The following is a 13,624-nucleotide window of genomic DNA, read 5'->3' on the forward strand; positions in this document are numbered from 1 at the left end:
CCTATGAGCGCCCGCTCATTTTCTTGGGAGGAGAATGTGGCGGAGAAAACCCCGCATGAGGGCAGAGGTCAGGTCAGCGCCACACCGGCAGCACTCGATCTCATCCGTGAACTGCAAGCCGAATATGGACCGATCATGTTCCACCAGTCGGGCGGTTGTTGTGACGGGTCATCACCGATGTGCTATCCGCAAGGTGAGTTCATTGTCGGTGATACGGATGTAAAACTGGGCGAAATCGGTGGTGCTCCGGTCTATATCAGCGGCCCGCAATATGAAGTCTGGAAGCATACCGAACTCATCATCGATGTCGTTCCGGGGCGTGGAGGCATGTTCTCCCTCGACAATGGGCGCGAAGTTCGGTTTCTGACGCGTTCGCGGGTCTGTTCGGTTCCCTGATTTCTCTTTTCGTTTTGCGGCGAACCGGTTAGTTAGATCGGAGAGGGAGGGAGACGATCCGATATGGCCGCAGCAGGAAAACGAGCAACCATTCATGATGTGGCACGCCTTGCCGGTGTGTCGATCAAGACAGTTTCACGCGTCTACAATGACGAACCGAATGTGCGCGAAGCCATTCGCGAAAAAGTCAGGCAGGCGGGGAGTGAGCTCCGTTACCGTCCCAATGCTGCTGCCCGAAACCTTGTTGAACGGCGTTCTCACCTGATTGGTCTTTTCTTCGAGAACCCGAGCGCTAGCTATGTCACCGAACTGCAGATGGGCGCGCTGGAGCGGCTGCGTGACACGCGGTACCGGTTGCTGATTTTCCCTGTCGAAAATCGTGAAGATATCCGTGGTGCGCTGATCGAAACAGCGCACGCTTCCGGTCTCGATGGCATCATCGTGACGCCCCCCATGTCGGACGATCCTGAAATTCTGGCCGAACTGACGGCTTCTGCAATGCCATTTGCCCGTGTCGCAGGCGACGTGAATGTGCACCCGACCGACAGTGTCACAATCGATGACGAAGCGGCTGGCGTCGATCTGATGGAGTATCTTCTGAAACTCGGTCATCGCCGGATTGCAATCGTCATTGGCGATCCAACCCATCGTTCGGCGGAACTGCGCCTCGCAGGCTATCGCCGCGCATTGGAAGAAGCGGGGATCAAGCGCAATCCTGATTATGAGGTGCAGGGTGGCTTCAGTTTTGCGAGCGGTCTCGCCGCCGGAAAGAAGCTGCTTTCGCTTGAGGAGCCGCCAACGGCTGTGTTTGCGTCAAACGACGATATGGCCGCCGCCGTCATGCAGGTCGCCTATGATCGCAACATTGCGATACCTGACCAGCTAACGGTGGTTGGCTTTGATGACAGCGCGATTGCCAGCATGGTGTCGCCGCAGATCACCACCGTCCGCCAGCCGATTTTCGAGATGACACGCGATGCGGCGGACATGCTTCTCAATCAGATCGAAACCGGTCATTTGTCGGCCTCCCGGCGGATTGAGTATAAACTCATCATCCGCCAGTCATCCGGAAAAGCACCGGTATAGACCTGTCTAACTCTGTGTGGGATGCGCGGGGAAGAACCGCTCGCGGGCAAAATTGCTGCCGAAGATCATGTCATATTGCAGCATCTGATAGTCGCGCAGGAGTGGCGGGAATGGCGGCCTCTGTTGCCAGCCTTCCTCGGCTTTCTCCGAGCGGTCGAAAACCGCATGATTGTCAACGACCTGGTAGCGCTCGTGCAACTGACGCAGGAAGCCTGTGTAATAGGGATGCTGCATACCCGCCATATCCAGAATGTGCAGCGGCAGGAAGGCAGGGCTGATCGTGCCGGTTCCCCTTTCGGCGCCACGTTTACTCGACCAGAGAACAAGCGGCGTTTCATGCTGCAGCATCATATCCGCAGCAGGTGCCGTACGGCTTGCGACCCGGTTGTCCATGAACCCGGTTTCGACATAGACGGGGCCAAGTGGCGGCAGATGGTCGCCAAAGAAGACGAGAATGGTTTCCCGGTCACGCTTCGATGCCCATTCCATCAACCGTGCAAGGCTCGCATCGGCATCCAAGGCACCTTGCGAATAGGACCGGATCGACTGGCGCGTATGCTCGCTGGCGTCAGTCTGCACCTCAAGTTTGGAATCCGGGTAACGATTGGCTTCGTACGGGCCATGTCCTTGCAGCGAGACGGCAAAGAAGAAGAATGGCGCATCCATGGAATCCGCTTCGCGGATGATTTCATCGGTCAAGGCAGCGTCGGAAGCCAGTGCGCCGCGCTTTTCCAGCGGCGGCATGTTTTCTTCTGACATGAACCTGTCGAAGCCCATGCTTTCATAGACGGGACCGCGATTCCAGAACCATTGGCGATAGGGGTGGATGGCGCGCGTCGCATAACCCTGATCCTTGAAAAAGCTTGCAAGCGAGGGAAGCGGGCGACGGATATATTGCTGATAAGGGATACTGCCGGAGGGCAGGAAGGCTTTGGAAAAACCGGTCAGAGCCTCGAACTCGACATTGGCAGTCATGCCACCGAATTCTGGCGAGAAGACATGGCCGGATTGTTCCGCCCGGACTGTCGGAATCGGGTCGGCGCTGAAAGCCACGCCCGGAAGGCGGGTCGGATCCCAGAAGGATTCGCTCATCACCATAATGACGTCAGGCTTGCTGGTATCGAATGCAGCAGGGATCAACTGCGCCGGCGGTTCGATGGCGGCAATTGCTTCCGAAGAATAGCCTTCTGGAGCGAAGACTGTGGCCATCGGCACATTCAGGATGAAGGCCATGGTAAAGCCGTTATGGGCGTAGTTTTCCTTCTGGTCCCACATGATCGGCAGAATGCGCAGACGGTCGCGCGCCAGCGAAAAACTGGCATAGTCGGAAATTACCGCGAACCAGGCGAGCAAGGGCAGCGCGAAGGCAAGACGCAGCATCCGCCCCTTCCATGGGATCGGATCAAAGCGCCGCCACCAGAACAGCGTCACGGTGATCATCACCGCTGCCGAAGCGATGAGAAGCAGGGCTATGCCGACCGCGCTCCACGGGCGGTCACGCACCAGAAGCGGCAGAAGATCGACGATCTGACGGGCATAGAGAAAGTCGCTCGGATAAAGCGGGTCACCGAGATAAAGGCTCTTTTCGCGTGCTGTCGTTGCCGCAATCAGTGCCAGCGGGCCGATCACGAAGAAGCCATAGTGAATGCGTCCGAAAATGGCGTCGCTTGCTGTCAGCACCACGACGAAGAGCGCAACTGTTGTCCATGCAGGCTTATGCGGCGTGCGGAAGAACTGCATCGTGTCGGTGAACGAGCCGCGCACGATCCATTCGACAGCGAAAACCAGCAGCGTTGAAAGTACAATGGAAGCGAGCGCAATTGCGGCGAGGCGCAGTGGCCAGGCAATACGGGCAGGCCCGAAAATCGCGGCATCGCTCCAGCGACGCGCTGCGGTATTTTCCATCACACCCGGCATGTTCTACTCACCAACTCCCGAACTTCCACAAAAATCCTGTCACATTTCTGTCATGGAAATGTCAAGGCACGCTTGGGCCGCGAGTGATACGCACCGTGATCTGAATGGATGATGAATGGAGCATACAGAGCATGTCTCCCGAAGGTCGGAACGGGTTTCGGGAGACATGCGTAAAAAGCGAACAAGGCCGGAATTAATCCGGCCCTGTCCATGGCATTATAGCGGATTGGATTACGAAAAGACGTCTTCCAGTCCCTTGGTCAGTTCCAGCGCCTGCCGCTCGAACAGGCGGCGATAGATGCCGCCCGGCTTGCGGATAAGCGCATCATGATCGCCTTCTTCAAGGATCTTGCCCTTGTCGAAGACCAGCAACCGGTCAAGCGCACGAACCGTCGATAGCCGGTGCGCAATGACAAGCGTTGTACGACCAACCATCAGCCGTTCCATTGCCTGCTGGATCAGCACTTCCGATTCTGAATCGAGGCTCGATGTGGCTTCATCCAGAATGAGGATCGGTGCATCTGCCAGAAACGCACGGGCAATAGCGACACGCTGACGCTCGCCGCCCGAAAGCTTTACACCACGTTCGCCGACAAGCGTTGCATAGCCCTTTGGCAGACGCGTGATGAAGTCATGCGCGCTTGCAAGCTTTGCGGCTTCCTCGATCTCCGCCTGTGTCGCGCCGGGGCGGGCATAGGCGATGTTCTCGGCCAGCGTCCGGTGAAACAGGATCGGCTCCTGCTGCACGATGGCGATCTGCGATCTGAGCGATGCCTGTGTGACTTCGGCAATGTTCTGTCCGTCAATCTTGATGGCGCCGCCACTGACATCGTAGAGACGCTGGATCAGCTTGACGAATGTCGTCTTGCCAGAACCAGAATGGCCAACCAGACCAACCCGCTCGCCAGCCTCAATCTTGACCGAGAAGTCGCGATAAAGAGCTGTGTCGTGACTGCCATAATGGAAGGTGACGTTATCAAACGTGATCTCGCCATTTCCGATCTTGATCGCCGGTGCACCTGGCTTGTCGGCAATGCCGTAAGGCTGTGCCTCGATGTCGACCAGCTCCTCCATGTCGTTGACCGAGCGCTGCAGGTTGCGGATATGCATTCCTACATCGCGCAGATAACCTTGCAGCATGAAGAAGGCTGTCAGAACGAAGGTGATATCGCCCGCCGTTGCCTTGCCTTGGCTCCACAGATAGAGCGCAAAGGCAATAACCACGCCGCGCATCACCAGCAGGTTCGCGCCCTGAATGAAGCCATTCAGCGTACCGATCAGCCATGTGCGGCGTGTGCGACCGCGCCACTTGGAAACGACCTTTGCAAGACGCGCATCTTCACGGCGTTCCGCGCCAAATGCCTTGACAACCGCATTGCACGAAATGGCATCGGCCAAAGCGCCGCCCATTCGCGTGTCCCAGCTATTGGCAAGCGTTGCCGCAGGGGCAACAAAGCCAAGCGAAATCACAATCGTGCAGACGATGAACAGCACCGAACCGATTGCAACCAGCAGCCCCATCAGCGGCCAGTACCATGATAAAAGCACGACCGAACCAACCAGCATCAGGATCGACGGCAACAGCGCCACGATCAGCGTATCGTTGAGCAGGTCGAGCGCCCACATGGCGCGCGATACCTTACGCACCGTCGATCCGGCAAAGGCATTGGCGTGCCAGTCCGTCGAAAACCGCTGCAGCTTACGGAACGAGCTTGCTGCCATGTCGCTCATGATCTTCAAAGTGAAGTCCGTGATGACATAGAAGGTCAACTGACGCGTGATCAGCGCCAGCGCACCCAGCGCAAGCAGGACGATGAGGGCGTGGATGGCAGCATCCCAAGCGCCATCGTTACCCAACGAAAGCGCGTCCACCAACCGACCGGAATAGAGCGGTGTCAGAACATCTGCGGCTGTTGCAAGCAGCATGCCGATTATCATCAGCGTCAGCCGCAAGGGCTGACTTCGCCAATGGCCGAAAGTGTAGCCGAGGACATTGCGGAAGGCAGGTCCCCGGAAATCGATGCGAAACCGAGTCATATCTATAATACCAGGCCGTGTTTAAACGGACTCTGGTTCCTGTAAAAATATTTCCAGCAAAGGTGCGAAGCGGTTTTGCGTCGGACAATGCGTGAAAACAAAGACAAAACAAACAGCCGGTGACGGCTGCGGCAAATTTGGAAGTTGTCAGGAATATGCCCTCTTAGGGAGGGCGTTCAGGCCTCAGCCTGCAATGCGGGCCAAAGACTTAAAGCTTGGACGCGCCCGCATTAACACTGGGCACCATGGGGAATGGGTAATAGACACGCATCTCATACCTCTTGCCAGTGTTGCAGATGGATGCACAATAAATGAGCAAAAATTTTTGCCAAGACGCAAAATGACGAATTTTCTATCCAATCATTTGACTGTGACAAATTTGCAAGCCTTGTTTTAAGGAGCGCTGATCCAGCTTTCAGCCCTTTGCTGAACGGATATTTTCACTTTTTCCGTTACAGGGCAGCTCCGGCCTTGCAATTCTGCCGCTCATGGGTGAAGGGTCGTCCTGAGATATATCAGAGCCGTGCGGCGCACAGGGAGAGTTCATGACAGTTCATCAAAATCTGATCGCGGGCGAATGGGTCGGCGGCGACGGGATCGCCAACATCAATCCTTCGGACACCAATGATGTTGTTGGAACCTACGCCCGGGCAACCGCCGAAGACACCAAGGCAGCCATTGCTGCGGCGAAAGCCGCTTTCCCGGCCTGGTCGCGTTCCGGCATTCTGGAACGCCACGCCATCCTGCGCAAAACTGCCGATGAAATCCTGGCACGCAAGGACGAGCTTGGCCGTCTCCTGTCTCGCGAGGAAGGCAAGACACTGGCTGAAGGTATCGGCGAAACCATCCGCGCCAGCCAGATTTTCGATTTCTTCGCAGGCGAAGCCCTGCGTTTGGCTGGCGAAGTTCTGCCTTCTGCACGTCCGGGTATCGGTGTGGAAATCACCCGTGAGCCCGTGGGCGTCGTGGGCATCATTACGCCATGGAATTTCCCGATCGCTATTCCGGCCTGGAAGATCGCTCCGGCGCTTTGCTACGGCAACACGATTGTGTTCAAACCGGCCGATCTCGTGCCGGGCTGCTCCTGGGCGATTGTCGATATCCTGCACCGCGCGGGTCTTCCGAAGGGCGTTCTCAATCTCGTCATGGGCAGGGGTTCGGTTGTCGGCCAGACCATTCTGGACAGTGCGGACGTTCAGGCCGTCACCTTCACCGGCTCGACCGGTACCGGCAAGCGCGTTGCGGCGGCATCCATTGAGCACAACCGTCGCTTCCAGCTCGAAATGGGCGGCAAGAACCCGGTTGTTGTCCTTGATGACGCCGATCTCGATGTCGCTGTCGAGTCCGTGGTCAACTCGTCCTTCTTCTCGACCGGTCAGCGCTGCACGGCGTCGTCGCGTATCATCGTGACGGAAGGCATCCATGACAAGTTTGTCGCTGCTGCAATCGAAAAGCTGAAAAGCGTTGTGGTCGATAATGCGCTGAAGCAGGGTACGCATATCGGCCCGGTTGTTGATGAAAGCCAGCTTCAGCAGGACATGGATTATATCGAGCTTGGGCGCAAGGAAGGCGCAAAGCTTGCTTTTGGCGGCGAACGTCTGAACCGCGAAACGCCGGGCTTCTACCTCCAGCCTGCGCTTTTCACCGAAGCCACCAACCAGATGCGTATCAGCCGCGAGGAAATCTTTGGCCCGGTCGCTTCGGTCATCCGCGTCAAGAATTACGAAGAAGCGCTTGCTACCGCCAATGATACAAGCTTCGGCCTGTCGTCGGGCATCTGCACGACGAGCCTGAAATACGCCACGCATTTCAAGCGCAATTCGGAAGCGGGCATGGTGATGGTCAATCTGCCGACCGCCGGTGTCGATTTCCACGTGCCATTTGGCGGGCGCAAGGGTTCGAGCTACGGTCCGCGCGAGCAAGGCCGCTATGCCGCCGAGTTCTACACGACGGTCAAGACAGCCTATACGCTGGCCTGATAGCAATGTGAGTGGATGCAAAAAACCGGCGGGAAACCGCCGGTTTTTTTATGCGGCTTTTTTAGGCCAGGCAGCAAGCTTGCGGGCGAAATGCGACACGGTGCCGTGCAGCAGCATGGTGAAGGCCGCCAGCACGAACAGGCAGGCGAACATCAGATCCACCTTGGCACGCCCATTGGCGAGCAGCATCAGATAGCCGAGACCTTTCGATGCGCCCACCCATTCGCCCACCACGGCACCGATGGGCGCATAGACGGCGGCAAGGCTCAGGCCCGATGCGAGTGAAGGGAAGGCGGATGGGATGCGGATGCGAAACAGGATCGCCATGCGTCCGGCACCGAGAATTTCCGCTGCGTCGATAAGGCTGCTGTCGGTACGTCGCATGCCGTCGAAGAAGGTCGAAACGACGGGAAAGAAGATCATCAGCACTGTGACTGCGATCTTCGATGCGGGTCCATAGCCAAGCCACAAAGTCAAAATGGGAGCGAGCGCGAAGATCGGGATTGCCTGACTGAACACCATGGCGGGCATGACGAGCCGCTGGGCCAGCGGCGACATCATCAGCCCGATGGCGGTGGCGATGCCAACCGCCGAGCCGAGCGCCAGACCGCCCAGAACTTCACCGATGGTGGCGGCAGCATTTTCTGCGATCAGCGCGGCGTTGCCGATCAGTGATTGGACCACATCCAGCGGGCCGGGCAGGATGAAGCGCGGCATCTGGCCGATGCTCACCACCGCCTGCCAAATGGCCAGTGCCACTGCCGCCGACAGCAAGCCGTCGGCAGCACGCTTTTTCCGGCTTCGGTTCGGGAGTGCTTCGTTCACTATCCGGCCTTCAAACCCATGGACCAGAAATCGGCTTCGAGCCTGCTTGCGGTGGCAAAAATCTGGCAGAGCCTTGGCCAGCGCGGGCTTTTCTCAAAGTCGTTGCCGATGCGGTCCTTTGCGGCCTGATCGAACAGTTTGCCAACCGTGTGGCACATGTCCTGATAGTCAGGCCCCGCATAGGTGTCGATCCACTCCTGATAAGGCGTACCGGGCAGGGCGGTCGCGGCAAGGTTGAGGCCGATCTCGCCGTAGCCATGCGCGCAGGGCACGAGCGCGGTCAGCAAGTCGAGGAAATCGCCCGCCTGTCCGCAGTCGAGCACATAGCGCGTATAAGCGAGGTTTTCCGGCTCCTCCCGCGTGGCGTAAAGCTCGTCCTCGCTGATCCCTTCGCGGGCGCAGATGCCGACATGAAGCGGTAGTTCCGTCACAGCCAGACCATGCATGATCTGGGCGCAGAGCCGTGTTTCCTGCAATGTATTCGCCTTGACGACGCCAAGCGCAAAGGCGCGGGCATAGTGGTGCAGATAGACATAGTCCTGACGGAGATAGTGCAGGAAGGCCGCCTTGGGTAACGTGCCGTCACCCAATCCGCGCACGAATGCATGATCGATATAGGGCTTCCAGTCGCCAAGGGTCGCGGCGCGCAGGCGCGTGAACAGTTCGGATGAATAATGCGGTTGCGGCTGGCTCATGACTTGCTCCCTTCCGCGTTGACGTCGATGGCGAATTTCTCGACAGGCAGGACCGAAGGCACGAGACCGTTTTCCTTGAGATAGGCTTCATAACGCCGCCAGCGACCGTAATCGAGGCTTGCAGGCGAGCGGGAGAAACGGGCAACCGTGTCCTTCCAGGCGCGCTGGTTCAGCTCGTCCTTGAGTTCGGTGCTGTAGGAGGAGAACAGCTCGTAGCTCTTGTCCGGGTGATTGACGATATATTGCGCGGCCTTTTCGGTGGCCGACAGGAAGCGCGAAATCTTGTCCTTTTCCGTCGCGTCGAGTTTGTCGGAGGCTGCGACATAGACCAGCTCGTCATAAACCGGCACGCCTTCTTCCTCGACGAAGAAGCATTTGCCGGGCACGCCTTCAACTGCCATCTGGTTCAGTTCGACATTGCGATAGGCACCCATCACCGCATCGACCTGCTTCGACATCAGCGACGGCGCGAGTGAGAAATTCACGTTGATCAGCTCGACATCCGAGAGTTTGACGCCGTGCTGGCCGAGAATGGTGCCGAGCAATGTTTCCTCGGTTCCGGCGACCGAATAGCCGATCTTCTTGCCCTTGAGATCGGCGATGGAATTCACCGATCCGTCGTCGCGGGTCATCAGGCAGTTGAGCGGCGAGTCGATCAGCGTGCCGACGCGGATAAGCGGTAGGCCTTCATGCACCTGAAGATGCACCTGCTGCTGATAGGAAATGGCGAGGTCGGCCTGTCCTGCTGCCACCATCTTGGTGGGCGTCGATGCATCGGCAGGCGCGACAATATCCACGTCCAGCCCTGCATCCTTGAAGTAGCCGAGCTTGTCGGCGACGATGATGGGGCCGTGATCCGGGTTCACATACCAGTCGAGAATGAGCTTGAGCTTGTCGTCAGCGTGAGCCGAAGTGGCAACAGTGAAAGCGAGGCCGAACAGGGCGACGAAGGCGGTCTTTTTCATGTGGTCTGCTCCAGAGCATGGCCTGCATAAGCGCGGGTGGTTTCGATCCATTGGCGCAGGCGGCTTTCGGGGTCGGCATTGAGGGTGATGTCGGTGACGACGGAAACGATGTCGGCGCCTGCTTCGAAAACGCCCGGTGCGCGCTCGACGCTCATGCCGCCGATGCCCACCAGCGGAATATCGCCAAGCCGCGCCTTCCATTGTCCAAGGCGGGGCAGGCCCTGTTCGTGCCATTTCATCTTTTTCAAAATGGTCGGGTAGATGGGGCCGAGCGCGATATAGTCTGGCTTTACCGACAGGGCGCGGTCCAGCTCCGCCTCGTCATGGCTCGAAACACCCAGTTTCAAACCACCGGCGCGAATGGCGCCAAGATCGGCATCGTCGAGGTCTTCCTGCCCGAGATGGATGAAGTCGCAACCTTCCTCCAGCGCCAGCTTCCAATAGTCGTTGACAATCAACTGGCAGTCATGGGCAAGGCAGATTTCCCGTGCGGCGCGGATTTCGCTGCGCAGTTCCAGCTCGGTCTTGTCCTTGACGCGAAGCTGCACCAATTTGACGCCGAGCGGCACCATGCGTTCAAGCCATTTGGCGCTGTCGAAGATCGGGTAGAACGGATCGAGGGCCATTACAAAAATGCCTTTCCGAGAAGAGGGGTGGATGGCGCGGCCATGTCGCGCGCCTCGATGGCGTCCGCTTCTAAAGCGAGCCGCCCGGCTTCGACCGCAAGCGCGAAGCCGCGTGCCATGGCGACGGGATCGCCAGCCTTGGCGACGGCGGTGTTGATGAGCACAGCGTCATAGCCCAACTCCATCGCCGCCGCAGCATGGGACGGCACGCCGATGCCTGCATCGACGACCAATGGAATATCGGGGAAATGTGCCCGCATGGTCTTCAGCGCATAAGGATTGTTGAGGCCACGGCCCGAGCCGATGGGCGCGCCCCAGGGCATCAGCACCTTGCAACCGGCTTCGATGAGCTTTTCCGCGACGATCAGATCGTCATTCATATAGGGAAAGACCTCGAAACCGTCGTCGCACAGTATGCGTGCTGCTTCGACCAGACCGAACGGGTCGGGCTGCAACGTGTCGTGATCGCCGATCACCTCCAGCTTGATCCAGTTGGTGCTGAAGATTTCACGCGCCATCCGGGCGGTCGTCACTGCTTCGCGCGGCGTGTGGCAGCCTGCCGTGTTGGGCAGAACGGCTACGCCCAGCTCCCGGATCAGCGCCCAGAAGTCCTGTCCGGCGCGGGCCTCGCCGCTTTCGCGACGCAGCGACACGGTGACGATATCACTTTGCGAAGCGCGCACCGCATCCGCCAATATGGCAGGCGATGGATATTGCGCCGTGCCGAGCAGCAGGCGGCTTTCAAATTTCTGGCCATAGAATTCCAGCATCTCAGCCTCCCTGCATCGGGGCCAGAACTTCGATGCGATCGCCAGCCGACAAAGTTGCGGCTGTGCGCTCGTCGCTGGCCACGAATTCGCCGTTCAGCGCGGTTGCAACAACCGCTTCATCCAGCTCGATCTCGGTCAGCAGCGCTGCCAGATTGGCCGCTGTCGTGGTGATGACCTCACCGTTCAGCACGATTGTCATGCGTAGTCCTCCACAAATTCTGGCATAGGTTCCGGCGCATCTTCCGGCATGGTCGCGGCTGCAACCGCCATGCGCGCCACAGCGGGCGAGAGCAGGAAGCCGTGGCGGTAAAGCCCGTTGACATAGACGGTTTTGCCGCGCCGTCGGACGCGGGGCAGATTATCGGGAAAGGCCGGACGCGCATCGACGCCGGTTTCGAGGATTTCCGCCTCGCCGAAGGCCGGATGCAAGGCGTAAGCGGCGCTCAAGAGTTCCAGCGTCGAGCGCACGCTGATGCCCGACCGCTCATCGCTTTCGATCATCGTCGCGCCGATCATGTGTACGCCGTCGCCGCGCGGTACGATGTAAAGCGGAATACGCGGATGCAGGAGGCGCACGGGCCGCTTGAGATTGATGTCGCGCGAGCGGACAACCAGCATCTCACCCTTGACACCGCGCAGGTCCTGCAACTGATCACGCGCTGCAAGACCGCGCGCATCGACGGTAATGTCGGACTCGACTTTGACGTCTTTCGCATCCTGCCCCAGATGAAAGACAACGCCTTTGTTCTGCAGGTTTTCGGCGAGCTCAATCAGTGTTTTGCGCGGGTTGAGATGGCCTTCTCCTGCAAAGAAAAGCCCTTGCCGAAATCGGCCTGCAAGGTCCGGTTCGAGCGCATCGATCTGCACTTGATCAATGGTGTCAAATGCCTCTGTCCTGCGGGCAAAGCGACGAAGTTCGGTCGCATCGCGTGTGTGCGAGAGCACAAGCGTACCCTTGCGATGGACTGTCGAAACGTGCCGTTCCCACCAGCCGATTGCTTCCTGTCCCAAGCGAACGACCGGCTCTTCCGCGCTCTCGCCCTCGCACCAAGGTGCCAGCATTCCACCCGCAAACCATGAGCAGCTGTCGGAACCGATTTCCACGCTTTTGGCGATGACGGTAACGGCATGGCCCTGATCGGTGAACTCGGCGGCGGCGGCAAGACCGGCGACACCCGCTCCGATGATGGTGACGCGCATCACGCAATCTCCTCTGTTCGAGCTTTCCAGAGGTCATGGAAATGGTGTACCGGCCCATGGCCGTGGCCGATCTTCAACGTATCGGCAGCGCGGATTGCCCCTTGCAGATAGGCATGCGCTGCAAGCACTGCTTTTTCGAGCGGGAGGTTCTTTGCAAGCTCCGCAGCAATTGCCGAGGAGAGTGTGCAGCCCGTGCCATGGGTATTGGCGGTCAGGATACGCGGTGCTTCGACACGGAGTGTCGGCTGATCGCGGCGAACCAGCAGGTCGACACAGATTTCGCCTTCCGCATGACCGCCCTTCATCAAAACGGCTTTTGCGCCGAGTTCGAGTAATGCGCGGCCTTGTTGTTCGGCGTCCCCGTCGTCGAGCGCCAGACTGCTGCCGAGCAGGCAGGCCGCTTCCGGTCGGTTGGGCGTCAACAGTGTGGCCATTGGCACCAGTTTCCGGCGCAAAAGCGCAATGGCGTTTTCGCTCAAAAGCCGGTCGCCGGATTTTGCAACCATCACCGGGTCGAGAACGACGGGGCCAGAAAAATGGGCAAGCCCCCGCGCAATGGCTTCGATGGTTTCGGGCACGGAAACCATGCCGATCTTCACTGCGGCCACGTCGAGATCGCTGAAAACGGCATCGATTTGTCCCGCGACAATGGCGGGGGGGATGTCGTGCACTGCGCTCACCGTGCAGGTGTTCTGCACTGTCACGGCAGCAATAACGCTCGCGCCATACACGCCGAGCGCTGAGAATGTCTTGAGGTCGGCCTGAATGCCAGCACCGCCGCCACTGTCGGAACCGGCAATGGTGACGCATATAGGCACGGAACGCGCCTGGCCGCTTGTTGATATAGTTCGGGAGAAACTCTGTCTTTGGTCCATCATGTCGTCTCTCATTCCGAACGGAAAGATGAGACGTCATGAACCTTTATGGAGCATAAGCTCCGAGTGGGATGAACCCCGTCCGCGACGCGTCAAACTCCGTTCCCTACGCAGGTATTACCCGGATCAGGTTCAATGGGTTAACGCGAGAACGCGCCTCTCAGCCTTTTGTGTCGCAATATCGGACGGAAAACCGCTTGGCACTTTTCCTAATATTGCTTCGAAGGCACCCCAACGAATTTTGCGTCTTTAG

General features: G+C 58.5%; 13 protein-coding genes and 1 riboswitch. Of the genes, 3 read left to right on the forward strand and 10 right to left on the reverse strand.

Annotated elements, in window-relative coordinates; all coding sequences use genetic code 11:
- Window positions 1-36: 36 nt before the first annotated feature.
- Both F9K94_RS12510 and F9K94_RS12515 read left to right on the forward strand, forming a co-directional pair.
- Window positions 37-396, forward strand: a complete 360-nt coding sequence (locus tag F9K94_RS12510) for a DUF779 domain-containing protein (RefSeq protein WP_407922045.1) — start codon at window positions 37-39, stop codon at window positions 394-396.
- A gap of 63 nt (window positions 397-459) precedes the next feature.
- Window positions 460-1,482, forward strand: a complete 1,023-nt coding sequence (locus F9K94_RS12515) for a LacI family DNA-binding transcriptional regulator (RefSeq protein WP_151645978.1) — start codon at window positions 460-462, stop codon at window positions 1,480-1,482.
- A gap of 6 nt (window positions 1,483-1,488) precedes the next feature.
- Here the strand turns inward: F9K94_RS12515 and F9K94_RS12520 are convergent, their stop codons facing one another.
- Together F9K94_RS12520 and F9K94_RS12525 are read right to left on the reverse strand one after the other, a co-directional pair.
- A complete protein-coding gene (locus F9K94_RS12520; protein WP_151645980.1) occupies window positions 1,489-3,399 on the reverse strand; it encodes an LTA synthase family protein in 1,911 nt (636 codons plus the stop codon).
- A gap of 231 nt (window positions 3,400-3,630) precedes the next feature.
- Window positions 3,631-5,436 (reverse strand): ABC transporter ATP-binding protein, encoded by a 1,806-nt coding sequence (locus F9K94_RS12525; RefSeq protein WP_151645982.1) that lies wholly within the window; start codon window positions 5,434-5,436, stop codon window positions 3,631-3,633.
- Between the two features lie 545 nt (window positions 5,437-5,981).
- On the opposite strand from F9K94_RS12525, the gene F9K94_RS12530 reads away from it, so the two are divergent.
- The gene (locus F9K94_RS12530) at window positions 5,982-7,415 is read left to right on the forward strand and encodes an aldehyde dehydrogenase family protein (protein ID WP_151645984.1); all 1,434 of its coding nucleotides are present in this window, start codon (window positions 5,982-5,984) and stop codon (window positions 7,413-7,415) included.
- A gap of 48 nt (window positions 7,416-7,463) precedes the next feature.
- On the opposite strand, the gene F9K94_RS12535 is transcribed toward F9K94_RS12530, so the two are convergent.
- From F9K94_RS12535 to thiD, 8 genes are read right to left on the reverse strand one after another with little or no spacing between them, the layout of a single operon-like run.
- On the reverse strand, window positions 7,464-8,240 hold the full coding sequence (locus tag F9K94_RS12535) for an ABC transporter permease (RefSeq protein WP_151645986.1): 777 nt from the start codon (window positions 8,238-8,240) through the stop codon (window positions 7,464-7,466).
- Window positions 8,240-8,935, reverse strand: a complete 696-nt coding sequence (gene tenA / locus F9K94_RS12540) for a thiaminase II (RefSeq protein WP_151645988.1) — start codon at window positions 8,933-8,935, stop codon at window positions 8,240-8,242. The genes F9K94_RS12535 and tenA overlap by 1 nt, the downstream gene beginning before the upstream one ends.
- Window positions 8,932-9,900 carry an ABC transporter substrate-binding protein gene (locus F9K94_RS12545; RefSeq protein ID WP_151645990.1) on the reverse strand — a complete coding sequence of 323 codons (969 nt, stop codon included), beginning with the start codon at window positions 9,898-9,900 and terminating at the stop codon, window positions 8,932-8,934. The genes tenA and F9K94_RS12545 overlap by 4 nt, the downstream gene beginning before the upstream one ends.
- Window positions 9,897-10,526 (reverse strand): thiamine phosphate synthase, encoded by a 630-nt coding sequence (locus F9K94_RS12550; RefSeq protein ID WP_151645992.1) that lies wholly within the window; start codon window positions 10,524-10,526, stop codon window positions 9,897-9,899. Before F9K94_RS12550 ends, F9K94_RS12545 begins: the two co-directional genes overlap by 4 nt.
- The gene (locus F9K94_RS12555; RefSeq protein ID WP_151645994.1) at window positions 10,526-11,296 is read right to left on the reverse strand and encodes a thiazole synthase; all 771 of its coding nucleotides are present in this window, start codon (window positions 11,294-11,296) and stop codon (window positions 10,526-10,528) included. The genes F9K94_RS12550 and F9K94_RS12555 overlap by 1 nt, the downstream gene beginning before the upstream one ends.
- A 1-nt stretch (window position 11,297) precedes the next feature.
- A complete protein-coding gene (gene thiS / locus F9K94_RS12560) occupies window positions 11,298-11,495 on the reverse strand; it encodes a sulfur carrier protein ThiS (RefSeq protein WP_151645996.1) in 198 nt (65 codons plus the stop codon).
- Complete coding sequence (locus F9K94_RS12565) at window positions 11,492-12,496, reverse strand: FAD-dependent oxidoreductase (protein WP_151645998.1); 1,005 nt, start codon at window positions 12,494-12,496, stop codon at window positions 11,492-11,494. The genes thiS and F9K94_RS12565 overlap by 4 nt, the downstream gene beginning before the upstream one ends.
- Window positions 12,496-13,371, reverse strand: coding sequence for a bifunctional hydroxymethylpyrimidine kinase/phosphomethylpyrimidine kinase (thiD, locus tag F9K94_RS12570; RefSeq protein WP_151646424.1), 876 nt, complete (start codon window positions 13,369-13,371; stop codon window positions 12,496-12,498). Before thiD ends, F9K94_RS12565 begins: the two co-directional genes overlap by 1 nt.
- 86 nt (window positions 13,372-13,457) lie before the next feature.
- Window positions 13,458-13,615, reverse strand: a riboswitch (TPP riboswitch).
- Between the last annotated feature and the right edge of the window lie 9 nt (window positions 13,616-13,624).

This window comes from Brucella tritici, assembly GCF_008932285.1.
Lineage (GTDB): Bacteria > Pseudomonadota > Alphaproteobacteria > Rhizobiales > Rhizobiaceae > Brucella > Brucella tritici.

Excerpts from the sequence above, each read along its gene's own strand:
- F9K94_RS12515 (WP_151645978.1), top strand. The coding sequence starts at position 460 with ATGGCCGCAGCAGGAAAACGAGCAACCATTCATGATGTGGCACGCCTT.
- F9K94_RS12520 (WP_151645980.1), bottom strand. The coding sequence starts at position 3,399 with ATGCCGGGTGTGATGGAAAATACCGCAGCGCGTCGCTGGAGCGATGCC.
- F9K94_RS12525 (WP_151645982.1), bottom strand. The coding sequence starts at position 5,436 with ATGACTCGGTTTCGCATCGATTTCCGGGGACCTGCCTTCCGCAATGTC.
- F9K94_RS12530 (WP_151645984.1), top strand. The coding sequence starts at position 5,982 with ATGACAGTTCATCAAAATCTGATCGCGGGCGAATGGGTCGGCGGCGAC.
- tenA (WP_151645988.1), bottom strand. The coding sequence starts at position 8,935 with ATGAGCCAGCCGCAACCGCATTATTCATCCGAACTGTTCACGCGCCTG.
- F9K94_RS12545 (WP_151645990.1), bottom strand. The coding sequence starts at position 9,900 with ATGAAAAAGACCGCCTTCGTCGCCCTGTTCGGCCTCGCTTTCACTGTT.
- F9K94_RS12550 (WP_151645992.1), bottom strand. The coding sequence starts at position 10,526 with ATGGCCCTCGATCCGTTCTACCCGATCTTCGACAGCGCCAAATGGCTT.
- F9K94_RS12555 (WP_151645994.1), bottom strand. The coding sequence starts at position 11,296 with ATGCTGGAATTCTATGGCCAGAAATTTGAAAGCCGCCTGCTGCTCGGC.
- thiS (WP_151645996.1), bottom strand. The coding sequence starts at position 11,495 with ATGACAATCGTGCTGAACGGTGAGGTCATCACCACGACAGCGGCCAAT.
- F9K94_RS12565 (WP_151645998.1), bottom strand. The coding sequence starts at position 12,496 with ATGCGCGTCACCATCATCGGAGCGGGTGTCGCCGGTCTTGCCGCCGCC.
- thiD (WP_151646424.1), bottom strand. The coding sequence starts at position 13,371 with ATGGACCAAAGACAGAGTTTCTCCCGAACTATATCAACAAGCGGCCAG.